Source organism: Streptomyces sp. NPDC056738, assembly GCF_042790435.1.
Lineage (GTDB): Bacteria > Actinomycetota > Actinomycetes > Streptomycetales > Streptomycetaceae > Streptomyces.
Map to the genome: position 1 here is coordinate 367,726 of NZ_JBHTZF010000009.1, position 23,064 is coordinate 390,789.

General features: G+C 71.9%; 16 protein-coding genes, 2 rRNA genes and 1 pseudogene. 5 read left to right on the forward strand and 14 right to left on the reverse strand.

The features are described from left to right. Window positions 1–72 precede the first annotated feature (72 nt). Window positions 73–1,740 carry a CTP synthase gene (locus ACFRIC_RS25125; protein ID WP_355768120.1) on the reverse strand — a complete coding sequence of 556 codons (1,668 nt, stop codon included), beginning with the start codon at window positions 1,738–1,740 and terminating at the stop codon, window positions 73–75. Between the two features lie 591 nt (window positions 1,741–2,331). Here ACFRIC_RS25125 and ACFRIC_RS25130 point away from each other — a divergent pair. From ACFRIC_RS25130 to ACFRIC_RS25140, 3 genes are all read left to right on the forward strand, one after another. Continuing rightward, window positions 2,332–4,134, forward strand: coding sequence for a glycoside hydrolase family 15 protein (locus ACFRIC_RS25130; RefSeq protein ID WP_382789628.1), 1,803 nt, complete (start codon window positions 2,332–2,334; stop codon window positions 4,132–4,134). Window positions 4,135–4,238: 104 nt separating this feature from the next. Next, window positions 4,239–5,633 carry an FAD-binding oxidoreductase gene (locus ACFRIC_RS25135; RefSeq protein ID WP_382789549.1) on the forward strand — a complete coding sequence of 465 codons (1,395 nt, stop codon included), beginning with the start codon at window positions 4,239–4,241 and terminating at the stop codon, window positions 5,631–5,633. A gap of 100 nt (window positions 5,634–5,733) precedes the next feature. Further along, entirely contained in the window at window positions 5,734–7,362 is a 1,629-nt protein-coding gene (locus ACFRIC_RS25140; protein WP_382789552.1) for a PucR family transcriptional regulator, read from the forward strand. Between the two features lie 22 nt (window positions 7,363–7,384). On the opposite strand, the gene ACFRIC_RS25145 is transcribed toward ACFRIC_RS25140, so the two are convergent. The 5 genes from ACFRIC_RS25145 to ACFRIC_RS25165 form a co-directional block, all read right to left on the reverse strand. After that, window positions 7,385–8,521, reverse strand: coding sequence for a glycosyltransferase family 4 protein (locus ACFRIC_RS25145; RefSeq protein WP_382789555.1), 1,137 nt, complete (start codon window positions 8,519–8,521; stop codon window positions 7,385–7,387). A 597-nt stretch (window positions 8,522–9,118) separates the two neighbouring features. Beyond that, window positions 9,119–10,861: a DNA repair protein RecN gene (gene recN / locus ACFRIC_RS25150; RefSeq protein WP_382789559.1), complete on the reverse strand. Its 1,743-nt coding sequence runs from the start codon at window positions 10,859–10,861 to the stop codon at window positions 9,119–9,121. A 136-nt stretch (window positions 10,862–10,997) separates the two neighbouring features. Then, window positions 10,998–11,903 (reverse strand): NAD kinase, encoded by a 906-nt coding sequence (locus ACFRIC_RS25155; RefSeq protein WP_328556344.1) that lies wholly within the window; start codon window positions 11,901–11,903, stop codon window positions 10,998–11,000. Then, window positions 11,900–12,715 (reverse strand): TlyA family RNA methyltransferase, encoded by an 816-nt coding sequence (locus tag ACFRIC_RS25160; RefSeq protein ID WP_382789561.1) that lies wholly within the window; start codon window positions 12,713–12,715, stop codon window positions 11,900–11,902. The genes ACFRIC_RS25155 and ACFRIC_RS25160 overlap by 4 nt, the downstream gene beginning before the upstream one ends. Window positions 12,716–12,794: 79 nt before the next feature. Then, entirely contained in the window at window positions 12,795–13,109 is a 315-nt protein-coding gene (locus ACFRIC_RS25165) for a hypothetical protein (RefSeq protein WP_382789564.1), read from the reverse strand. A gap of 42 nt (window positions 13,110–13,151) precedes the next feature. On the opposite strand from ACFRIC_RS25165, the gene ACFRIC_RS25170 reads away from it, so the two are divergent. After that, window positions 13,152–13,499 (forward strand): SCP2 sterol-binding domain-containing protein, encoded by a 348-nt coding sequence (locus ACFRIC_RS25170; protein ID WP_382789567.1) that lies wholly within the window; start codon window positions 13,152–13,154, stop codon window positions 13,497–13,499. Here ACFRIC_RS25170 and ACFRIC_RS25175 read toward each other — a convergent pair. The 4 genes from ACFRIC_RS25175 to ACFRIC_RS25190 form a co-directional block, all read right to left on the reverse strand. Beyond that, window positions 13,483–14,364, reverse strand: coding sequence for an ABC transporter ATP-binding protein (locus tag ACFRIC_RS25175; RefSeq protein ID WP_382789569.1), 882 nt, complete (start codon window positions 14,362–14,364; stop codon window positions 13,483–13,485). The genes ACFRIC_RS25170 and ACFRIC_RS25175 overlap by 17 nt on opposite strands. Then, window positions 14,361–15,338, reverse strand: a complete 978-nt coding sequence (locus tag ACFRIC_RS25180; RefSeq protein WP_382789631.1) for a FecCD family ABC transporter permease — start codon at window positions 15,336–15,338, stop codon at window positions 14,361–14,363. Before ACFRIC_RS25180 ends, ACFRIC_RS25175 begins: the two co-directional genes overlap by 4 nt. A 119-nt stretch (window positions 15,339–15,457) precedes the next feature. Then, window positions 15,458–16,501: a FecCD family ABC transporter permease gene (locus tag ACFRIC_RS25185; RefSeq protein ID WP_382789572.1), complete on the reverse strand. Its 1,044-nt coding sequence runs from the start codon at window positions 16,499–16,501 to the stop codon at window positions 15,458–15,460. 225 nt (window positions 16,502–16,726) lie between these two features. After that, window positions 16,727–17,755: an HAD hydrolase-like protein gene (locus ACFRIC_RS25190; protein WP_382789575.1), complete on the reverse strand. Its 1,029-nt coding sequence runs from the start codon at window positions 17,753–17,755 to the stop codon at window positions 16,727–16,729. Window positions 17,756–17,827: 72 nt separating this feature from the next. On the opposite strand from ACFRIC_RS25190, the gene ACFRIC_RS25195 reads away from it, so the two are divergent. Then, complete coding sequence (locus ACFRIC_RS25195; protein WP_382789577.1) at window positions 17,828–19,120, forward strand: DUF1015 domain-containing protein; 1,293 nt, start codon at window positions 17,828–17,830, stop codon at window positions 19,118–19,120. 100 nt (window positions 19,121–19,220) lie between these two features. On the opposite strand, the gene ACFRIC_RS25200 is transcribed toward ACFRIC_RS25195, so the two are convergent. The 4 genes and pseudogenes from ACFRIC_RS25200 to ACFRIC_RS25215 all read right to left on the reverse strand — a co-directional run. Further along, window positions 19,221–20,075 carry a hypothetical protein gene (locus ACFRIC_RS25200; protein WP_382789634.1) on the reverse strand — a complete coding sequence of 285 codons (855 nt, stop codon included), beginning with the start codon at window positions 20,073–20,075 and terminating at the stop codon, window positions 19,221–19,223. Between the two features lie 507 nt (window positions 20,076–20,582). Then, window positions 20,583–21,689 (reverse strand): annotated as a pseudogene (locus ACFRIC_RS25205) (hypothetical protein); the annotation flags it as partial. Between the two features lie 92 nt (window positions 21,690–21,781). Next, window positions 21,782–21,898 (reverse strand): 5S ribosomal RNA (gene rrf, locus ACFRIC_RS25210). A 137-nt stretch (window positions 21,899–22,035) separates the two neighbouring features. Then, a 23S ribosomal RNA gene (locus tag ACFRIC_RS25215) occupies window positions 22,036–23,064 on the reverse strand; the annotation flags it as partial.

Below are 23,064 nucleotides of genomic sequence, written 5' to 3' on the forward strand. Positions count from 1 at the left end.
TGACGGAACCGGGGTGCGCGTCCGGCGGGATCACCCGCGAACACGCACCCCGGTCACCGTACAACCCTGGTGTTACTTACCCGTCTTGCGCGCCACGGCGGCCTTGACCAGGCCCGCGAAGAGCGGGTGCGGCCGGGTCGGGCGGGAGCGCAGCTCGGGGTGCGCCTGGGTCGCGACCAGGTACGGGTGGACGTCGCGCGGGTACTCGACGTACTCGACGAGCTTGCCGTCCGGGGAGGTGCCGGAGAACTGCAGACCGGCCTTCTTCTCCAGCTCGGCGCGGTAGGCGTTGTTCACCTCGTAGCGGTGGCGGTGGCGCTCCTCGACGTACTCCTTGCCGTCGTACACCTCGCGCACGATCGAGCCCTCGGCGAGCTTGGCCGGGTACATGCCCAGGCGCATGGTGCCGCCCATGTCGCCCTCGCCCGCCACGATGTCGAGCTGCTCGGCCATCGTGGAGATGACCGGGTGGCCGGTGCCGGAGTCGAACTCGGTGGAGTTGGCGTCCGGGATGTCGGCCAGGTTCCGCGCGGCCTCGATCACGATGCACTGCAGGCCCAGGCACAGGCCCAGCAGCGGGATGCGGTTCTCGCGGGCGTACTGGATCGCGCCGACCTTGCCGGACACGCCGCGGTCGCCGAAGCCGCCGGGGATGCAGATCGCGTCGACGTCGCCGAGCTGCTTGGCGGCGCCCGCCGGGGTCTTGCAGTCGTCCGAGGTGACCCACTTGATCTTGACGCGGGCCTTGTTGGCGAAACCGCCGGCGCGCAGCGCCTCGGTCACCGAGAGGTAGGCGTCGGGCAGGTCGATGTACTTGCCGACGAGCGCCATGGTGATCTCGTGGACCGGGTTGTGGACACGGTCGAGCAGGTCGTCCCAGGTCGCCCAGTCCACGTCACGGAACGGCAGGTCAAGCTTGCGGACGACGTAGGCGTCCAGGCCCTCGGTGTGCAGGACCTTCGGGATGTCGTAGATCGACGGGGCGTCGATCGCCGCGACGACGGCGGCCTCGTCGACGTCGCACATCAGCGAGATCTTGCGCTTGATGGCGGTGGGGACCTCGCGGTCGGCCCGCAGCACGATCGCGTCCGGCTGGATACCGATGTTGCGCAGCGCCGCGACCGAGTGCTGCGTCGGCTTGGTCTTCAGCTCGCCGGACGGGCCGATGTAGGGCAGGAGCGAGATGTGCACGACGAACACGTTGTCGCGGCCGACCTCGTGACGGACCTGGCGGACCGTCTCCAGGAAGGGCAGCGACTCGATGTCGCCGACCGTGCCGCCGACCTCGGTGATGACGACGTCGACGTCGTCGGCCGCCATCCGGCGGATGCGGTGCTTGATCTCGTTCGTGATGTGCGGGATGACCTGCACGGTGTCACCCAGGTACTCGCCGCGCCGCTCCTTGGCGATGACGGTGGAGTACACCTGACCGGTGGTCACGTTGGCCGAGCCGTCCAGGTCCACGTCGAGGAAGCGCTCGTAGTGCCCGATGTCCAGGTCGGTCTCGGCGCCGTCGTTGGTGACGAACACCTCGCCGTGCTGGAACGGGTTCATGGTGCCGGGGTCGACGTTCAGGTACGGGTCGAGCTTCTGCATGGTGACGCGCAGACCCCGCGCCTTGAGCAGCGCGCCCAGGCTGGAGGCGGTCAGTCCCTTGCCGAGGGACGAAGCGACACCCCCGGTGACGAAGATGTGCTTGGTCGTCGTGGCTGTGCTGTTTCGAAAAGCACTGGGCGGCATGGCCAAGAGGGGGCTCCCGTGGTCGGTCTGGGGTGCGTGCCGGCGTGGGGCCCGGAGATTTCCGGGGGTTGCCGTCGCTGCGGTTCGGGGGTTTCTTGCCCACCGGTCCACGGGCTACCAGGGTATCAGCGACCGGACGAGGCCGCTTCCGGCCACGCTCCGCGCACGGCCGGGCACACCGCCGGGCACACCCGGACACCGGCAGAACGCGCTCCGGCAGCCGCCCGGGCACACACCTCACACACCGCTCACTCGATCGGCGCAGCCGGGTTGTCCGGAGCGGCACGCGGATCATCCACGTGCGTCGTATCCTGCTCGGACACTCGCTGCCGAGCCCCTCCGGCACACGGCACCATCCCGCACGTAACCGGAACAAAGAGGGCCTGTCAGTTCGTTTCGAAACGACAATCGCATCGCCCATCGCACCGACAACCGGCGTTTCGCAGCGACGCACGGCGGACGTCCCCCATCATCGACGTTCCGCAGTTACCGACTCCCATTGCCTACTGTTTTGCAGTACCTACGTTCCCTTTGACCGCAAGAGCGACCGCCCCGCGCAGGGGCGCCGTGGCCGTTCGACTGGAGATGCACGTGGCCGGGCGCATCGAGGACTACGCACTCATCGGAGACATGCAGACAGCCGCGCTGGTCTGCCGGGACGGCACAGTCGACTGGCTGTGCCTGCCCCGCTTCGACTCCCATGCCATCTTCGCGGGACTCCTCGGTACGGAGGATCACGGCTTCTGGCGGCTCGGTCCCGCGCACGCCGCCGACGCGCAGCCGCCGGCGGCCTCGCGCCGCCGCTACCGCGGCGACTCGCTGATCCTCGAATCCGAATGGGACACACCCCGTGGCACGGTCCGGGTGACCGATTTCATGCCGCCGCGTGACGGCGCGCCCCAGCTCATCCGGATCGTCGAAGGTGTCAGCGGCCGGGTGCCGATGCGCTCGACGCTGCGCATGCGGTTCTCCTACGGCCGCGTCGTGCCCTGGGTGCGCCGCCACGAGGGGCGTACGGTCGCGGTCGCCGGACCCGACTCGGTCTGGTTCGACACGGACTGTCAGACGTACGGCAAGGACCTGACCACCTACGCCGACTTCACCGTGGCCCCGGGCGAGCGGATCGCCTTCACCGTGTCGTGGGAGCCCTCGCACAAGGAGCCCCCGCCGCTGCCCGAGCCCGAGCAGTCGCTGGAGGCGACCGAGGAGTTCTGGCGCGACTGGGTCGACCAGTGCACGTACCACGGCCCCTACCGCGAGGCCGTCGTCCGCTCCCTGATCACGCTGAAGGCCCTCACGTACGCACCCACGGGCGGCATCGTCGCCGCGCCCACCACCTCCCTCCCGGAGGAGATCGGCGGCGTACGCAACTGGGACTACCGCTACACCTGGCTGCGCGACGCGGCCATCACCCTCTCCTCGCTGCTGCGCACCGGCTACCGCGAGGAGGCCCGCGCCTGGCGCGAGTGGCTGCTGCGCGCGGTCGCCGGCGACCCGGAGAACCTCCAGATCATGTACGGCATCGCGGGCGAACGGGAGTTGGGCGAGGCCGAGCTCGACTGGCTTCCCGGGTACGAGAATTCGGCGCCGGTCCGGGTCGGCAACGGCGCCGCGCACCAGCTCCAGCTCGACGTCTACGGCGAGGTCACCGAGGCCCTGCACCTGGCCCACATGACGGGCTTGTCCCGCAACGACTACGCCTCGCTCCTCCAGTTGAAGCTGATCCGCTACCTGGAGACCCACTGGGACCAGCCGGACGAGGGCATCTGGGAAGTCCGCGGCCCGCGGCGGCACTTCGTGCACTCCAAGGTGATGGCCTGGGTCGCCGTCGACCGCACCATCAAGCTCATCGAGTCCGGGGACGCGCACGGCCCACTGGAGAAATGGCGCGAACTGCGCGACGACATCCACCGGGACGTGTGCGAGAAGGGCTACGACCAGGAGCGGAACACCTTCACGCAGTCCTACGGCTCCAAGGAGCTCGACGCCTCGCTGCTGCTCATCCCGCAGATGGGCTTCCTGCCGCCGGACGACAAGCGGGTGATCGGCACCATCGAGGCGATCCAGCGCGAGCTGTCCACCTCCGACGGCTTCATCCTGCGCTACCCGACCTCCGGCGAGCACGCGGGCGTGGACGGACTGGAGGGCGACGAGGGCGCCTTCCTCGCCTGCTCGTTCTGGATGGCCGACGACCTCGCGATGATCGGCCGCGTCGACGAGGCCCGCAAGCTCTTCGAGCGCCTGCTGGACCTGCGCAACGACCTCGGTCTGCTGGCCGAGGAATGGGACCCGCGCCTCCAGCGCCAGGTCGGGAACTTCCCGCAGGCGTTCAGTCACGTTCCGCTGATCGACACGGCCCTGCGGCTGACGGCGAGCGGGGCGTACGGCGGCTGAGCCGCACCACGCCGGGCGCGCCGGGGCCTCCCCGACGCGCCCGATGCGCCGTGCCCGCCTAGCCTGGAAGGAGTCCTGTCCCCTCATGGAAGGGGGCGGCTTCCATGGCTCCCCTTTCGAAGGCCGGCGCGGCGCTGACCGCGCTCCGCGCGGGTCTCTCCGGTGATGTCCTCACCCCCGACGATCCCGGGTACGACGAGGCCCGGACGATCTTCAACGCGATGATCGACCGACGGCCGGCCGTGATCGTGCGCTGCGAGGGCGAGGCCGACGTGACACGCGCGGTGCGCTTCGCGCGTGAGCTGGATCTGCCGATCGCCGTACGCGGAGGCGGTCACAGCGTCTCCGGCATGTCGCTCAACGACGGCGGTCTCGTCATCGACCTCAGCCGCATGCAGGCCGTCACCGTCCACCCCGGGTCCGAGACGGTCCGGGTCGAGGGCGGAGCCCTGATGAGCCATCTCGACCGGGCCACCCAGCCCTACGGCCTCGCGACCACCGGCGGCCGAGTCTCGACGACCGGCGTCGGCGGCTTCGTCCTCGGCGGCGGCAGCGGCTGGCTGGACCGCTCCCTCGGCCTCGCCGTCGACAACCTCCTCGGGGTCGAGCTGGTGACCGCCGACGGTTCGCCGGTACGCGCCACCGACCAGGAGAACCCGGAGCTGTTCTGGGCCCTGCACGGCGGCGGCGGGAACTTCGGCGTCGCCACCGCGCTCACCCTCAAGCTCCACCCGCTGCCCGAGTTCTCGATCGCCATGGTGATGTTCCGGCCGGACGCGGGCCCCGACGTCCTGCGCGTCTACCGCGAGATCATCGAGAACGGGCCGCCCGAGGCGAGCGGCGGCGTCCTCTACCTGACCGGCCCGCCCGAGGAGTTCATGCCCGAGCATCTGGTCGGCACGCGGCTGTGCGGCGCCCTCGTGGCGTACGCGGGCGGCGAGGAGGACATGCGCAAGATCGCGCAGCCGCTGCTGGCGCTGCCGCACGAGGTCGAGATCGTCACGGCCCTGCCCTACCCCGACTTCAACTCCATGCTCGACGACCCGCCCGGCCTGCGGAACTACTGGTCGGCGGAATACCTCACCGGCGCGCCCGACGACTTCCTGGACGTCTTCTGCGCCCTCGGCGAGGCCATGCCCGTGCCCACCGGCACCCAGCACGTGCTGTTCCCGCAGGGCGGCGCCATCGCCGCCGGACCGTCCCGGTTCCCGGTCCCCTACCGCGACGCGCCGTGGGCGGTGCATCCCTTCGGGATCTGGGAGGACCCGGCCGACGACGAGCGGTGCATCGACTGGGTCAGGAAGGTCCGCGAGGACGTGAGGCCGTGGAGCACCGGCGCGGTCTACCTGAACTTCATCGGGGACGAGGGCACGGACCGCGTCACGGCCGGCCTCGGTGAGGACAACCTGCGGCGGCTGGCCGCGGTGAAGGCCGAGTACGACCCGGACAACGTCTTCCGCTTCAACCACAACATCGCCCCGGTACCGGCGGGCGCCTGACCTCGGCGCCCGCCCCGGACACCACCCGCGGCGGCTCCGGCCGTCCCCCGCCGGGGCCCGGAGATGCCCCCGGAAGCCGTCCGCGGGTAGCGTCCGCTCCATGGACAGCCGTTACGACACCCAGGGCGCCGGAATCACCGTGCAGCGGGCCCTCGAGCTGCCCGGACTGCGCGGCGGGCTGCCGGAGATCATCGCCGGGGCCGACCGCCTGAACCGGACCGTGCGCTGGGTGCACGCGGGCGAGGTGCCGAACATCGCCTCGCTGCTCAAGGGCGGCGAACTGCTGCTGACCACGGGCTACGGTCTCGGCACCCGCCCCGCCGACCAGCGCGCGTTCGTCCGCACGCTCGCCGAGCGCGGGATCGCCGCGCTCGTCGTGGAACTCGGCCCGCGCTTCGCCCGGCTGCCCGCAGCGCTCGTGGAGACGGCACGCTCCACCGGTCTGCCGCTGGTCCAGTTGCACCGCGAGGTGCCCTTCGTGACGGTCACGGAGGAGATCCACACCGAGATCGTCAACGGACACTACGCGCTGCTCCAGCAGGCCGAGGAAGTCCACCGGCGCTGCACCGAGGCCCTGCTCGGCGGCGGCGGAGTGCCTCAAGTCCTGCGCATTCTGGCCGACTTCAGCGGCAGCCCGGTCTTCCTGGAGACGGCCGACGGGCAGCTCCTGTACGCCGCCGGGGCCGGCTCCTCGGGCGCCGATCCGCTCCAGGTCTGGGAGGGGCTGCGCGGCCAGCACAAGGAGGAGCCGCCCGCGGGGACCACCCTGGTCGACGTGCCCGGAGGCGGCCCCGGCACCGGCTCCGTACGGGCGCGTCTGGTGCTGCTGCCCGTGGGCGCGCCGGTCGCCCCGGTGCACCGGATCGCCGCCGAGCGGGCCGCCGGCATCCTGGCCGTCGTGCTGATGCAGGCCCGCCAGGAGGAGGAGCTGGCGGCACGGGGGCGCGGCGACTTCCTGACCGACCTCGCCGAGGGCCGGATCGAGGCCGAGGACGCGCCGGCGCAGGCCCGCGTCCTCGGGTTCAAGCCCGGCGCCGGTCCGCTGCTGCCGGTCGTGATGCGGCTCGCCGATGGCCTCGCGCCCGGCGGCGGCTGGGCGGTCCTGGCCCGCGCCGTCGCCGAGGAGCTGGCCTCGGTGGGCGTCCCGGTGCTGCTGGGCGTCCGTCCCGTCGAGGGCCGGGTCCCGCTGCTGCTCGGCCTGCGCTCGGAGTCGGAGCGGGCGGCCGTCGCGGACCGGGTCGCGGCCGCGCTGCGCGCCGGGGTGGAACGGGCCGGCATGCAGCGGCCGGGGGCGCAGCCGCCGGTGGTGGTCGTCGGGGTCGCCGGGGGCTGGGCGGCCGCCTCGGCGGGCCTGCGGCACGCGGCGGAGACGGCGACGGCGGCGCAGGGCCTGTCGGACCGGCCCTGGTACGACGCGCGCCGGCTGGACATCGACCTGCTGCTGTGGCGCCTGCGGGAGCATCCCGACCTGGCCGCGTTCGTGGAGCGCGCGATCGGCCCGCTCCGCGACCACGACGTCCGCTCGAAGCCGCCTCTTCTGCCCACACTGCAGACGTACTTGGCGCACGCGGGCCGCAAGGCCGAGACCGCCCGCGAACTGCACCTCAACCGGCAGACCCTGTACAACCGCCTCGCCAGGATCGGCGAGTTGCTGGGCATGGACCTGGACGACCCGCAGACCGTACTGGCGTTGAGCCTGGCGCTGCGGGCCCGCAGACACGTCCCCTGAGGGGCGCCCGCCGCTTCGCCGGTCAGGCCAGCGGCCGGAACCGGGTGAACTCGTCGTAGACGCTGAGCACTTGGGCGACCGTCTCGTCCTCGGTCGGCCAGGTGGCGGCCTGCCGGGCGCCCTTCTCCCGCAGCGCCTCCTGACGCGCCGGATCGGTGAGCACGCGTACGACGGCGTCGCCGAGCGCCTTCGCGTTGCCGTACGGGACGAGTTCGGCCGCGTCGCCGACCAGTTCGGGGATGCCCCCGACCGCCGTGGCGACGAGCGGGACGCGCGCGTGCAGGGCCTCCTGCGCCAGCACCGAGCGGGACTCCCATCTGCTGGGCAGCAGCACAGCGTCGGCGGCCGCCAGGAGTTCGGCGACGTCCTCGCGCCGCCCGACGAGCCGGACCGGCAGTTCCTCGTCCTCGATGCGGCGCTGGAGGACCGCGCGGAGCGGCCCCTCCCCCGCGATCACCAGCAGCGGCATCGGATCGAGGCGGCACCAGGCGCGCGAGGCGTCCAGGAGGGTGTGGTAGCCGCGGTGCCGGTCGAGCGAGCCGACCGCGATGAGCAACGGGCGGTCGGTCGCGCCGAGTTCGGCCCGCGCCTTGTGCCGGAACCGGTCGGGTTCCACCGGCTCGACCGGCAGTCGCGGCGCCGGGAACGCGACGGCGGCGAGCCGCGCGTCGCGCGCGCCTCTCCTGCGGGCCCGGTCCACCAGGTCGGAGGAGGTCCCGAGCACCACGGCGGCGGCCCTGGCGACCCGGCGTTCGACGAGCCGCAGGACGTGCGCCCGGGCGCCGTCCGCCTCCGAGCGGGTGTGCCAGGTGACGACGAGGGGGACGCGGCGCCCGCTGAGCGCCAGGGCCGCGCGCAGGGCCGCGTGGATCCCGTGCGCGTGCACCAGGTCGGCGTCCGCGCAGGCCGCCCGCAGTGCGGACACCGAGGCGGGGTCGCTGCTGCGGGGCACGGGGACGTGGTGCGCGCCGACGCCGGTGAATCCGTAGACGCGGTCCGCCTCGGCGGGGGCGCAGACGGTGACCCTGACCCCCCGGGCGACCAGACCCGCGGCCAGCGACCGTACGTGCGCGCTGCTGCCCGCGCTTCCGCCGCCGAGCACCTGCACGGTGCGCAGCGGCGACTGGCCGTGCGCTGAGTGGCTGCTCACGTGGCTCACGTGGCCGGGGCTCCTGGTTCGGCGTCGGACGGTCACGAGGAAACGTACAGAAGGATCGTGCGGGGAAGGGGGTACCGCACGTCGTGCACCGCGTACTACGCCAAGGATGCCAGGCCGTCCGGGCGTTCCGGCACCGCCATCACGACGAGGGCACGTCAGACAAGGCAACCCAGCGACGACGATCACCCGCACGAGTGACGAATGCTCCGTTCCGGGGAGGACCGGACCACAAGAGCGAATAGGTCCCTGTGGCCCCGCGGTTCACCTCGGTCTTTGCAGGGCGCCTGGCGCATCACGCGTCACCTCGGCACCGCAGACGCCCTCGCACGCGACACCGACGGCGAAGGTGCACCCGCGCACCGCACGGCGCACCCAGGCCCTCGCACTCCCCGCCCCATCCGACAGCGCGGCGCAGATTCAGCCCCTCCGGCGCTTGAGGAGCGGGGTCTGGGGCGGAGCCCCAGGTACGGGACGGGTAGGGGCGGAGGGGGCGAAAAAAGCCGACGGTACGGCTCCGGAGCAGCCCCGCCCCGGCCAGGGCGACGGACGGCCCCCGGCGAGGGAGGCAAGCCCGCCCGGCCGGGGGAAGCACCTCGGCTACGCGTCCGCGCGGGCCGCCGCCAGAAGTTCCTCGGCATGGGCCCGCGCCGTCTCGGAGTCCTCCTGCCCGGCCAGCATCCGGGACAGCTCGCGGATGCGCTCCTCCCCCTCCAGCACCTTCACCCCGGACCGGGTCACCGAACCGTCGTTGGTCTTCTCCACCAGAAGCTGCCGGTCGGCGAACGCGGCCACCTGCGGCAGATGCGTCACGACGACGACCTGCGCGCTCTTGGCCAGCCGTGCCAGCCGGCGCCCGATCTCGACCGCGGCCTTGCCGCCGACGCCCGCGTCGACCTCGTCGAAGAGATACGTCGGCACGGGGTCGGTCCCCGCGAACACGACCTCGACCGCGAGCATCACGCGCGAGAGCTCACCGCCGGACGCGCCCTTGGCGATGGGCCGCGGCGGCGCCCCGGGGTGCGGGGCGAGCAGCAGTTCCACCTCGTCGGCACCGGCCGGGCCGTAGGCCACCGGACGTCCGCCGACCTCCACGCCCTCCGGGTCCTCGGTCTGCCGGATCTCGAAGGACACGCGCGCGTGCGGCATCGCCAGCGAGGCCAGCTCGGCGGTGACGGCCGCGGCGAACCGCTCGGCGGCCTCCGCGCGGGCGTCCGTCAGCGCCTGGGCGAGTCCGCCCAGTTCGCCGCGCAGCGCGTCCCGTTCGGCGGTCAGCTCACCGATCCGGTCGTCGTCGCCGTCCAGTTCGGTGAGCCGTTCGGCGCTCCGCTCGGCCCAGGCGATGACGGCGTCGATGTCCTCGCCGTACTTGCGGGTGAGCTGGGTGAGCGCGGCCCGGCGCTCCTCGACGGCCGCCAGCCGCAGCGGGTCGGCGTCCAGGTCGTCGGCGTAGCCCGCGAGTTCGCCCGCCACGTCGCCGAGCAGGATGGCGATCTCCCCGATGCGCCCGGACAGCGTGGCGAGGGCCGAGTCGTGCGACCGTACGGCCTCCAGGGCCCGGTGGGCGCCCGCGACGAGCGTGGCCGCGTCGATGCCCTCCGGGTCCTCGGGGTTGCCCGCCAGCGCGGCGTGCGCGGCGGTCGCGGCGGACGCCAGCGCCTCCGCGTGACCGAGCCGCTCGGCCTCCGCCGCCAGCTCCGCGTCCTCGCCGGCGCGCGGCTCGACGGCCGCGATCTCGTCGAGTCCGAAGCGCAGCAGGTCGGCTTCCTGGGCCCGTTCCCGCGCACGGGTCGTGATCTCGTCCAGCTCGGCCGATACGGCCCGCAGCCGGCGGTAGGCGCCCGCGTACTTGGCGAGCGGTACGGCGACCGCGTCACCCGCGTACCGGTCCAGGGCCTGCCGCTGCCGGGACAGCTTGAGCAGTCCCTGCTGGTCGGTCTGGCCGTGCACGGCGACGAGTTCGTCGGCGAGCTCGGCGAGCACGCCCACCGGAACCGAGCGCCCGCCGAGATGGGCGCGTGAACGCCCCTCGGCCGAAACGGTACGGCTGATCAGCAGCATGCCCTCGTCGAGCTCGGCACCCGCCTCCTCGGCCCGTACGACGGCCGTCCCGCCCGCGGGCACACTGATCCGCCCCTCCACGACCGCGCTCTTGGCGCCGATCCGCACGAGGGCCGGGTCCGCCCGGCCTCCCAGCAGCAGCCCGAGGCTGGTGACCACCATCGTCTTGCCCGCACCGGTCTCACCGGTCACGGCGGTGAAGCCGGGTGACAGCTCGACGACCGCGTCGTCGATGACTCCGAGCGACCGTATCCGCATCTCCTCCAACACGTCCCCGACCATACGAGGTTTTCCTCGCGCCGTGCGACGCCGCCCCCCGCAAAGAGAACCGAGCGTTACTTTCGGGGGGTGGTCTCGTTCGCCGACGGACCGTGCGGAGGCGGCCGGCGCCCGGGCGGAACCCGGGTGCCGCGTGTCCCTAGTGCGGTGCCCCGCGCCACCCGGAGACCGGCAGCGCGAACTTGGCGACGAGCCGGTCGGTGAACGAGGCGTGGTGCAGTCGTGCGAGCCGTACGGGCACGGCCCCGCGGCGCACCTCGACCCGCGCGCCCGGCGGCAGCTCCACGGTCCGCCGCCCGTCGCACCACAGCACGCCCGGCGGGACGTGCGGCAGCACCTCCACGGCGAGCACCGAGTCCGGCGAGGTCACCAGCGGCTTGGCGAACAGGGCGTGCGCGCTGATCGGCACCATCAGCAGCGCCTCGACCTCGGGCCAGACCACGGGCCCGCCCGCGGAGAAGGCGTAGGCCGTCGACCCGGTCGGGGTCGCGCAGACGATCCCGTCGCAGCCGAACCCGGTGACGGGCCGCCCGTCGATCTCCAGCACCACTTCGAGGAGCTTCTCGGCCGACACCTTCTGCACGGCCGCCTCGTTGAGCGCCCAGTCGGTGTGCACGATGTCGCCGTTGCGGTGCACGACCACATCGACGGTCATGCGTTCCTCGACCTCGTAGGCCCGGGTGACGACCCGGTCGACGACCTTGTCCAGGTCGTCGCGCTCGGCCTCGGCGAGGAAGCCGACGCGCCCGAGGTTCACGCCGAGCATCGGCACCCCGGAGGCGCGGGCGAACTCCGCGCCGCGCAGCAGCGTTCCGTCACCGCCGAGGACGATGAGCAGCTCGCAGCCGTCGAGGCACTGCGGGGTCGCCTCCTGGACCAGTTCGACCTCGTCCGGCAGCGGCAGATCGGCCGCCTCGGCGGCGAGGACCCGTACGCCGATCCCGGATCGCAGCAGGCCCTGGACGACCAGCTCGGCACTACGGATGGCTGCCGGCCGCCCGGTGTGGGCCAGCAGGAAAACAGTACGAGCTCGGGTCTGTGTCAACGCGGCCCCTCCGCCACTGCACGGTCAACGTCGGCCGGGTCGAGTTCGGGTGCCCCGGCACGCAGCCACAGAAAGTACTCGACGTTGCCCGACGGTCCGGGCAACGGGCTCGCTGTCACGCCCTTCACTCCGAGCCCCAGTTCCCGGGCTCGCCCCGCCACGCCGCGCACGCTCTCGGCGCGCAGCTCCGGACTGCGCACGACACCGCCGCTGCCCAGCCGGTCCTTCCCCACCTCGAACTGCGGCTTGACCATCATCACCAGGTCGGCATCCGGCGCCGTGCACCGCGCGAGGGCGGGCAGCACCAGTCCGAGCGGGATGAAGGACAGATCCCCGACAACAAGGTCCACGGGCTCCCCATCGATCGCCTCCAACGTCAACTCGCGTACGTTCGTACGGTCCTTGACGGTGACGCGTTCATCGCTCTGGAGAGACCATGCAAGTTGTCCGTAACCGACGTCCACGGCGACGACATGGGCGGCGCCCGCGCGCAGCAGTACGTCGGTGAAGCCTCCGGTGGAGGCGCCGGCGTCCAGCGCCCGCCGTCCCTCGACCTTCAGGCCCTGCGGCTCGAAGACGGCGAGGGCGCCGGCGAGCTTGTGTCCGCCGCGCGAGACGTAGTCGGGGTCGCTGTCGTCCTTGCTGACCACGATCGCCGCGGCGGTCTCGACCTGCGTGGCGGGCTTGGTCGCGAGGGTCTTGCCCACGCTGACCCGGCCCGCGGCGATGAGCTGCCCGGCGTGCTCGCGCGAGCGGGCGAGCTTCCTGCGGACCAGCTCGGCGTCGAGGCGGCGGCGTGCCACTCCTGCCACGTTCGGTTCAGCTCCTGCGGTCGTACGGCGATGGAAAGGGGGGCCCGGAACGTTCTCCGGGTGACCCGAAGGATCTCACTTACGGGCCGGCGGGCGGGCGGCCGGCGGGAGCCGGGGCTCCCGGGCGGACGTCGAGCGCGGTGAGCTCGTCGCGCAGCCCCCGGTGCACATCCTCGTACACCTCGAGGTGTCCGTCCGTCGCGAGGTGGTCGGCGTCGGCCAGCCGGTCCAGCCGGGCGTCGACGTCGGCGTGGCCCGTCGGGACGCGCGGGACGTCCAGCGGGGCCGGCGCGGCGGGGTCGTACGCGGGTTCCGGTTCGGCCTCCGCGGCCGGGCCGGGCTCCCCCGCGGTCCCGGGCTCGGGGAGCTCGCCCTCGGGCACTGAGTCGTTCATGCCCCGACGCTACCGCGAAGGGCTGCGGTACCGTCGATCACGATGGCGACGACTGAGGAGTGCCGCGCCGCACTCGACAAACTTTCGGACAACATGGCGGGCGCCGACGGCGACGTACGCGCCGCGGCGGCCCTTGACCGCTCGCTGAGCTGCCGTATCACCGACCTGGACATCACCTTCGTCGGCCGGCTCAGGGGCGGCCGGATCGAGGTGCTCGACACCCTCCAGGGCCCGCCCCCCGAGCGGGCCCAGATCCGCCTGACGATGAAGGGCGACGACCTGGTGTCGATGGTGAACGGCGAGCTGAACTTCGCCAAGGCCTGGGGCTCGGGCCGGGTGAAGCTGGAGGCGGGCCTGCGCGACCTGCTGCGGCTCAGGACGCTTCTGTAGCGGCCACCGCGGCGCGGACCCTGGCCTTGCGGGCCGCGGGCACCACGAGGGGCGTCCCGGTCTCGGGGTCGTCGATGACCTGGCAGCGCAGCCCGAAGACCTCCTCGACCAGGTCGGCCGTGACGATGTCGTTCGGGGCGCCCTGGGCGATGACCTCGCCGTCGCGCAGCGCGATCAGGTGGGTGGCGTAGCGGGCCGCGTGGTTGAGGTCGTGCAGGACGGCGACCAGGGTGCGGCCCTGCGTCTCGTGGAGCTCGGCGCACAGGTCGAGGACGTCGATCTGGTGCTGGATGTCGAGGTAGGTCGTCGGCTCGTCCAGCAGGAGCAGCGGGGTCTGCTGCGCGAGCGCCATCGCGATCCAGACGCGCTGGCGCTGGCCGCCGGACAATTCGTCGACATAGCGATCGGCGAGTTCGGCGACCCCGGTCGAGGCCATCGACTCCTGGACGACCCGCTCGTCCTCCGCGGACCACTGGCGCAGCAGGCCCTGGTGGGGGTAGCGGCCCCGGCCGACGAGGTCGCCGACCGTGATCCCGTCCGGCGCGATCGACGACTGCGGCAGCAGCCCGAGGGTGCGCGCCACCTTCTTGGCGGGCATCGACTGGATCGCCTGCCCGTCGAGCAGGACCCGTCCGGCCGAGGGCTTCAGCATGCGCGACAGGGCCCGCAGCAGGGTGGACTTCCCGCAGGCGTTCGGGCCGACGATCACGGTGAAGGAGTTGTCGGGGATCTCCACCGACAGCTTCTCCGCGATGACGCGCTGGTCGTAGGCGAGGGTGACGTCGTCGGCGGACAGGCGGTTCACAGTGCTCCTTGGGGTGTTCTCGTCCGCGGTCACGGGGGTGGCCTGCACCGGACCGCTCATATCCGGCCCGCCTTGCGTTCGGTGACCAGCAGCCACAGCAGGTAGACGCCGCCGAGGACGCCGGTCACGACGCCGACGGGCAGTTGGTCGGCGCCGAAGGCGCGCTGCGAGGCCCAGTCCGCGACGATGAGCAGGGTCGCGCCCATGCACATCGAGGCCATCAGGTTCGGTCCGGGCGAGCGGGTGAGCCGCCGGGCGAGCTGCGGCGCGGTGAGCGCCACGAAACCGACCGGGCCCGCGGCGGCGGTGGCACCCGCGGTGAGCAGCACGGCGGCCACCATCAGCAGCAGCCGCGTCCGCTCGACGCTCACTCCGAGGGCGTACGAGACGTCGTCGCCCATCTCCATCATCCGCAGCCCGCGCGCGTTGCCGAGGACGAGCGGGACGAGGACGGCGCACATGATGAGCAGCGGCCAGACCTGGGCCCAGTCCCGCCCGTTGAGGGAACCGGTCATCCAGACGACGGCGCGGGCCGCGTCGACGAGGTCGGCCTTGGTGAGGAGGTAGCCGTTGACCGCCGTGACGATCGCGGAGACACCGATGCCGACCAGGACGAGACGGTAGCCGTGCACGCCCCGCTTCCAGGCCAGCAGGTAGATGGCGAGCCCGGTCAGCAGCCCCCCGACGAGCGCTCCGAGGGCGACCTCGGTCGCACTGCCCGAGAACAGCACGATCATGACGAGGGCGCCGGCCGTGGCCCCCTGTCCGAGCCCGAGCACGTCGGGGCTGCCCAGCGGGTTGCGGGAGATCGACTGGAAGAGCGCTCCGGCCAGCCCGAGCGAGGCGCCCACCAGCAGTCCGACGAGGACGCGCGGCAGCCGCAGGTCGTTGACGATGAACTCCTGGCTGGGGCTGCCGTCGCCGGCCAGGGTCCTGAGGACGTCGCCGGCCGGGATCGGGAAGTCGCCGGTGCCGATGAGCACCACACTCGCCGCGGCCGCGGCCAGCAGCAGCAGGACGACCACGACGGCCATGCGGACGTCGAGCCGGACGGACAGGCCGCCGACGGTGCGGACGGCCCGGACACGGCGCGAGGGGAGTGCCGGGGCGCTCCCCTCGCGGGCGGTCCGGGTGCTGGGGACACGTGGGGTCGTCACAGCTGCGCCGTCCTCCGTCGCCGTACGAGAAAGATGAAGACCGGGCCGCCCAGCACCGCGGTGACGATGCCGACCTGAAGCTCCGCCGGCCGGGCGACCATGCGCCCCAGGACATCGGCGCCGAGCAGTAGCACGGGCGACAGGACGGTGGCGTACGGCAGGATCCAGCGCAGGTCGGGCCCGGTGAAGGAGCGGACGGCGTGCGGGACCATGAGCCCGACGAACACGATCGGTCCGCAGGCGGCGGTCGCGGCGCCGCAGAGCACGGTCGCGGCGGCCATGGACAGCGCGCGGGTGCGGTTCAGGTTGGCGCCCAGCGCTCGGGCGGTGTCGTCGCCCATGGCCATCGCGTTCAGCGGCCGGGCGAGGGCCAGCGCGACGAGCGCGCCGACGCCGAGGAAGGGGGCCACCTGCTCGATCGTCGAGTCGGTCGCCGAGGCGAGCGAGCCGACGGTCCAGAAGCGCATCTTGCCGAGCGCCGCGTCGTCCATGATCATCACGGCCTGGAGATAGCCGTACAGCGCGGCGCTGATCGCGGTTCCGGCGAGCGCGAGCCGCACCGGGGTCGCGCCCCGGCTGCCGCCCAGGAACCAGACGAGCGCCCCGACGGCCGCGGCGCCGAAGAAGGCGAACCAGACGTAGCCGCTCAGCGAGGTGACGCCGAAGTACGTGATCGCCGTGACGACGGCGGCGGACGCGCCCGCGTTGATCCCCAGCAGACCGGGGTCGGCCAGCGGATTGCGGGTCAGCGCCTGGAGGACGGCACCGGAGAGGCCGAGCGCGGCGCCGACCAGCAGCCCGAGCACCGTGCGCGAGATCCGGTCACCGACGACGACGTCCGCGTACGTCCCCGAGTCGTGGAACAGGCCGTGCCACACCTGGTCCAACGGCAGCGCTTTCGCGCCGATCGCGATGCTCGCCAACGCGACCAGCAGCAGGATCCCCACGGACACGAGGAGTCCAAGAGTGCGTATCGCCCGGCGGCTTGGGGGCGCGGGGGCGGTTTCCGCGCGCTGTTCAGGAGGACTGTCGACCAACACGAGGTTAGGTTAGCCTACCCTCGCGTCGCGCCTGGAGGTGCCCGCACACCTGATGCCGTACCGAAGCCCGGGTCAGACCGCATGCCGGGTCAGACCGCATGCCGGACCGGCCCGGCATGAGCAGGCACCGCCCACGACGCCCGCGCCCCGGGCCGGCCAGGACCGGCCGGTCTGTCCTGGCCGGTCTGTCCTGGCCGGTCGGGGGCCGAGCCGGTCCCGCAGTACCTACAGGCCCAGCCGGGCCAGCGCCTTTCCGCCGTCCAGCTCGCACACGCCCTCGCCCGCCGCCGTCCAGGCCGCCGCGCACAGCGCCCGCAGCCCGTCCAGGGCCTCGCCCTCGCCCGTCAGCTCCAGCGCGTCGCCGCCGGCCGTGGCCGTCCAGCCGCCGCAGCGGAACCCGTCACCCGCCTCGACGACCTCGGGCTGCCCGGTGAGCATGCCGCGCAGATCGGCGTCGACGTACGTCGGACGGTGCTGCGGCGGCGCGGCCAGGAGCTGCGCCCCGTCCGTCACACCGGTGAGGACGAGCAGCGAGTCCACCTCGCCGTTGAAGGCGCCCTCGATGTCCGTGTCCAGCCGGTCCCCGACCACCAGCGGCCGGTCGGCCCCGGTCCGCAGAATCGTCTCGCGGTGCATCGGGGGCAACGGCTTGCCCGCCACCTGCGGCTCGGCACCCGTGGCGATGCGGACCACCTCCACCGCGGCGCCGTTCCCCGGCGCGATTCCCCGCGCGCCCGGAATCGTCAGATCCGTGTTGGAGGCGAACCAGGGCACCCCGCGCGCGATGGCGTAGCACGCCTCCGCGAAGCGGGACCAGGTCAGATCGGGACCGCCGTACCCCTGCACGACGGCGACGGGCTCGTCCTCCGCCGAGTCCACCGGCTCCAGCCCCCGCTCGCGCAGCGCGACCCGCAGCCCCTCGCCGCCGATGACCAGCACCCGCGACCCCGCCGGCACCTGCTCGCTGATGAGCCGGGCCACGGCCTGTGCCGAGGTGATGACGTCCGACGCCACCGTCGGGACGCCCAGCTCCGTCAGATGCCCGGCGACCGCGTCCGGGGTGCGCAACGCGTTGTTGGTGACGTACGCGAGGTGCATCCCGCCCGCGCGCGCCGTCGCCAGCGAGTCCACGGCGTGGGCGATGGCGTCACCGCCCGCGTACACCACACCGTCCAGGTCCAGCAGCGCGGTGTCGTACGCCTCGCTCAGGGCCTGCCGACTGCCCTCGGGCCGCGTCCTGACGGTCTGGCTCATTGCGCATCGCTCCTCGTTCGATCCCGTTGCCCCGATCATCCCGCATGCGCCGGACACACTTACGATGCCCCAATGAACTATGCAGGTCCCGAGGAGGAAACACCGGCAGGGAGCGGCCTCGAACTCACCCCGTTCCGAGGCCTGCGCTACGACCCCGACCGGGTCGGCAGCCTGGCCGCCGTGACGTCCCCGCCGTACGACGTGATCGTCCGGCCCGACGGACTGCTCGAACTCGAATCGGCCGACCCGTACAACATCGTCCGGCTCATCCTCCCGCAGGACGGCACCCCGGCCGCCCGCAACCGCCAGGCGGCCGACACGCTGGACCGCTGGCTGTCGGAGGGCATCCTGGCCGCCGATCCGGAGCCGGGCCTGTACGTGTACGAGCAGCGCGACGGCGACCTGCTGCAACGGGGCGTGATCGGCAATCTGCGGCTGTCCGACCCGGCCGACGGTGTCGTGCTCCCCCACGAGGACGTGATGCCGCACGTCATCGCGGACCGCGCGGCCCTGATGCGTGCCACGTCCGCCAACCTCGAACCCCTGCTGCTGACCTATCGCGGCAACGGCTCCGGATACGGCACCGCCGCCGTCATCGAGCGCACCGCCGACCTGCCGCCGCTGCTGTCCACCACCACGGAGGACGGCATCAGCCATCGCCTGTGGGCGGTCACCGACCCGGCGGAGCTCACGGAGATCCGCACGGACCTCGGCCGGCACCAGGCCCTGATCGCCGACGGACACCACCGCTGGGCCACGTACCTTCGTCTACGCGCGGAGCATCCTTCGCCGAGCCCCTGGGACTACGGCCTGGTGCTCCTGGTGGACACCGCCCGCTACCCGCTGCGCGTCCGGGCCATCCACCGCCTGCTGCACCGCCTGCCGGTCGCCGACGCGCTGGCCGCGCTCGGGGACTCCTTCCGCGTACGCCGCCTCGACGTACCCCTCCCCGAGGCGCTGGAGGCCCTCGGAGCGGCGGCCGCCGAGGGGAACGCCTTCCTCCTCGCCGGCGACGGCGCCTTCCACCTCGTCGACCGCCCGTCGCCGGACCTCCTCGCCCGTACGATCCCGGCCGAGCACCCCGAGGCCTGGCGTTCACTGGACGCGACGGTCCTACACGCCACGCTCCTGGACCATGTCTGGGGCATCCCGGAGGACTCTCCCGCGCACATCGCCTACATCCACGACACGACCGCCACGGTCGAGAAGGCGGAGCACGACGGGGGCACGGCCGTCCTGATGCACCCGGTCCACGAGGAAGTCGTACGCGAACTCGCCCGCCAAGGGGTCACGATGCCGCGCAAGTCGACCTCCTTCGGGCCGAAGCCGGCGTCCGGTCTCGTCCTGCGGGCACTCACTCCCTGAGACACCGCGATCCCGGGAAACACCCGCGGAAACGCCACGTGGGCGGCAGGGCACCTTCCGGTGTCCCGCCGCCCACGTGTTTGCGCCGTGGTGTCCGGCGTCAGCTCTGCGGACGGTGAGGAGCGTCGTCCTCGTCTTCGTCCTCGTCGTCCGCGTCCTCGTCGAGGGCGTCGGCTTCGTCCGTGACCGCGTCCGCGGTCACGGACTCGATCTCGTCGTCCTCGTCGTCCTCGTCGTCCTCGACGTCGTCCGCGTCCTCGTCCCGGTGCTCGTCGGTGACGCGGGGCTCGGCCGTGACCGCCGTCGGGGCCTCGTCGTCCTCGACGAGGGCGTCGACGAACTCGACGCCGTCCATCTCGGCCAGGCGGTCCGACGCGTCCGTGCTGCCGTCCTTGTCGGACTCGACGGTCTTGGCGAACCACTCACGTGCCTCGCCCTCACGTCCGGCGGCGAGGAGCGCGTCGGCGTAGGCGTACCGCAGTCGGGCGGTCCAGGGCTGGACGGAGTTCGAGGCGAGCTCGGGGCTCTGGAGGGTGACGATGGCCGCGTCGAGCTGATCCATGTCACGCCGGGCACCGGCCGCCACGAGCCGCATCTCGACCTGGCTCGCCTTGTCCAGCTTCTGCACCTCGGGCGCGCCCGCCATCTCCAGCGCCTTCTCGGGCCGGCCCATGCCACGCTCGCAGTCGGCCATCACGGGCCACAGCTCCACGCCACCGGTCATCCGGCGTGCGGCACGGAACTCGGCGAGCGCCTCGCTGAACTTCTGGTTCGCGTACGCGGCGAAGCCGGCGGCCTCGCGCACGGCGGCGACACGGGAGGCCAGCCGCAGGGCGATCCTCGAGTACGCGTAGGCGGCCTCGGGGTCCTCGTCGATGAGCCGGGCGACCATCACCAGGTTGCGGGAGACGTCCTCGGCCAGGCCCTTGGGCAGGCTGAGGAGCTCCTGCCGCACGTCCTGGTCGATCTCCTCACCCGTGACGTCGTCCGGGATCGGCAGACGCTTGATCGGCTCGCGGTCACGCTCCCGCTCGTCGCGGTAGCGGCCGCCTCCGCGGCGGTCGTCGCCACCGCGGTCGTCGCGGCCGCGGAAGCCACCGGGACGCCCGCCCCGGTCGTCGCGGCGCGGTCCACCACGGTGGTCGTCGCGCCCCCGGTCGTCACGGCCACGGAAGCCGCCTCCGCTGCCACCACGGCTGTCGTCGCGGCGGAACCCACCACGGTCGTCGTCACGGCGCGGGCCGGAGGGCCGCTCGTCACGACGGAAGTCGCCACGGTCGTCACGGCGGAACGGCGGACGGTCGCTGTCCCTGCGCTCGTCGCGACGGAAGCCGCCACCGCTGCCACCGCTGCCACCACGGCTGTCGTCGCGGCGGAACCCACCACGGTCGTCGTCACGGCGCGGGCCGGAGGGCCGCTCGTCACGACGGAAGGACGAGGGACGGTCCGGGTCACGGCGGAAACCGCCCCGGTCGTCGCCCCGACGGTCGTCACGCCGGTCGTCACGACGGAAGTCGCCACCGCCCCGGCTGTCGTCACGGCGGAACCCACCACGGTCGTCGTCGCGGCGCGGGCCGCGGTCGTCACGGCGGAAGTCGCCGCGGGGCCCGCGGTCGTCGTCACGACGGGGGCCGGAGGGGCGGTCGTCACGACGGAAGGGGGCCGGACGGTCCGGGTCGCGGCGGAAACCGCCCCGGTCGTCGCCTCGACGCTCGTCACGCCGGTCGTCACGACGGAAGTCACCACGGTCGTCGCGACGGTCGTCGCGACGGAAACCGCCGCCGCTGCCGCCGCCACGGTTGTCGTCACGGCGGAAACCGCCGGCACTGCCACCACCACGGTTGTCGTCACGGCGGAAACCGCCGGCACTGCCACCACGGTCGTCACGACGGAAGCCACCGCCGCTGCCACCACCACGGTTGTCGTCGCGACGGAAGCCGCCACGGTCACCGCCGCCGCTGCCGCCACCGCGGTTGTCGTCACGGCGGAAACCGCCGGCACTGCCACCACGGTCGTCACGACGGAAGCCACCGCCGCTGCCACCACCACGGTTGTCGTCACGGCGGAAGCCACCGCGGTCACCGCCGCCCTGGCGGTCGTCGCGGCGGTAGCCGCCGCGGTCGTCATCACGGCGGGGGCTGCTGGGACGGTCGTCGCGGTTGAAGGCGGGACGGTCGCCGTCACGGCGGAAGCCGCCGCCGCTGCCACCACGGTCGTCACGGCGGGGGCCGCCGCTCGGACGGTCGTCACGACGGAACGGCGGCCGGCCGCCCCGATCGCCTTCACGGCGGTCGTCACGGCCACGGTAGCCACCGCCGCCGCTGCCGCTGCCGGCACCGCGGTTGTCGTCGCGGCGGAAGCCGCCACGGTCGCCCCCGCGGTCACCGCCACGGTCACCGTCGCGGCGATCGTCGCGACGGCCGGCGCCACCACGGTCGTTGTCTCGGCGCGGACCACCGCGGTAGTCACCGCGGTCACCACTGTCACGACGGCGCTGGTCGCGCTCCGGTCGCTCGTCGGGAGAGTTGGTGGACATGGGGTGACTCCTGTCTTCGGTACCGCAAGTCATTCTCGCGCAGCCGGGTACCCGGCGCGCTTCGGCAAAACAAAAAGGACCCTCAGCCCCAGCGAGTCGCTGGGACCAAGGGTCCTCCAAATTTAGTTCGGCGGCGTCCTACTCTCCCACAGGGTCCCCCCTGCAGTACCATCGGCGCTGTGAGGCTTAGCTTCCGGGTTCGGAATGTAACCGGGCGTTTCCCTCACGCTATGACCACCGAAACCCTGTCAGACGCCTCGTGATGAAACGAGGCCTCGAACGGGCAGCGAACAAGCACACTTTTCAATTGATTAAGTGGAACTGTTCAGCCAGCACAACCGTTCGTTGTCTGGGAACTACACAGTGGACGCGAGCAACTGAGGACAAGCCCTCGGCCTATTAGTACCAGTCACCTCCACCCGTTACCGGGCTTCCAGATCTGGCCTATCAACCCAGTCGTCTACTGGGAGCCTTAACCCCTCAAGGGGGTGGGAATACTCATCTTGAAGCAGGCTTCCCGCTTAGATGCTTTCAGCGGTTATCCCTCCCGAACGTAGCCAACCAGCCATGCCCTTGGCAGGACAACTGGCACACCAGAGGTTCGTCCGTCCCGGTCCTCTCGTACTAGGGACAGCCCTTCTCAATATTCCTACGCGCACAGCGGATAGGGACCGAACTGTCTCACGACGTTCTAAACCCAGCTCGCGTACCGCTTTAATGGGCGAACAGCCCAACCCTTGGGACCGACTCCAGCCCCAGGATGCGACGAGCCGACATCGAGGTGCCAAACCATCCCGTCGATATGGACTCTTGGGGAAGATCAGCCTGTTATCCCCGGGGTACCTTTTATCCGTTGAGCGACGGCGCTTCCACAAGCCACCGCCGGATCACTAGTCCCGACTTTCGTCCCTGCTCGACCCGTCGGTCTCACAGTCAAGCTCCCTTGTGCACTTACACTCAACACCTGATTGCCAACCAGGCTGAGGGAACCTTTGGGCGCCTCCGTTACTCTTTAGGAGGCAACCGCCCCAGTTAAACTACCCATCAGACACTGTCCCTGATCCGGATCACGGACCCAGGTTAGACATCCAGCACGACCAGACTGGTATTTCAACGACGACTCCACAACCACTGGCGTGGCTGCTTCAAAGTCTCCCAGCTATCCTACACAAGCCGAACCGAACACCAATATCAAACTGTAGTAAAGGTCCCGGGGTCTTTCCGTCCTGCTGCGCGAAACGAGCATCTTTACTCGTAGTGCAATTTCACCGGGCCTATGGTTGAGACAGTCGAGAAGTCGTTACGCCATTCGTGCAGGTCGGAACTTACCCGACAAGGAATTTCGCTACCTTAGGATGGTTATAGTTACCACCGCCGTTTACTGGCGCTTAAGTTCTCAGCTTCGCCA

Excerpts from the sequence above, each read along its gene's own strand:
- ACFRIC_RS25125 (WP_355768120.1), bottom strand. The coding sequence starts at position 1,740 with ATGCCGCCCAGTGCTTTTCGAAACAGCACAGCCACGACGACCAAGCAC.
- ACFRIC_RS25135 (WP_382789549.1), top strand. The coding sequence starts at position 4,239 with ATGGCTCCCCTTTCGAAGGCCGGCGCGGCGCTGACCGCGCTCCGCGCG.
- ACFRIC_RS25140 (WP_382789552.1), top strand. The coding sequence starts at position 5,734 with ATGGACAGCCGTTACGACACCCAGGGCGCCGGAATCACCGTGCAGCGG.
- recN (WP_382789559.1), bottom strand. The coding sequence starts at position 10,861 with ATGGTCGGGGACGTGTTGGAGGAGATGCGGATACGGTCGCTCGGAGTC.
- ACFRIC_RS25165 (WP_382789564.1), bottom strand. The coding sequence starts at position 13,109 with ATGAACGACTCAGTGCCCGAGGGCGAGCTCCCCGAGCCCGGGACCGCG.
- ACFRIC_RS25170 (WP_382789567.1), top strand. The coding sequence starts at position 13,152 with ATGGCGACGACTGAGGAGTGCCGCGCCGCACTCGACAAACTTTCGGAC.
- ACFRIC_RS25175 (WP_382789569.1), bottom strand. The coding sequence starts at position 14,364 with ATGAGCGGTCCGGTGCAGGCCACCCCCGTGACCGCGGACGAGAACACC.
- ACFRIC_RS25180 (WP_382789631.1), bottom strand. The coding sequence starts at position 15,338 with ATGGCCGTCGTGGTCGTCCTGCTGCTGCTGGCCGCGGCCGCGGCGAGT.
- ACFRIC_RS25190 (WP_382789575.1), bottom strand. The coding sequence starts at position 17,755 with ATGAGCCAGACCGTCAGGACGCGGCCCGAGGGCAGTCGGCAGGCCCTG.
- ACFRIC_RS25195 (WP_382789577.1), top strand. The coding sequence starts at position 17,828 with ATGAACTATGCAGGTCCCGAGGAGGAAACACCGGCAGGGAGCGGCCTC.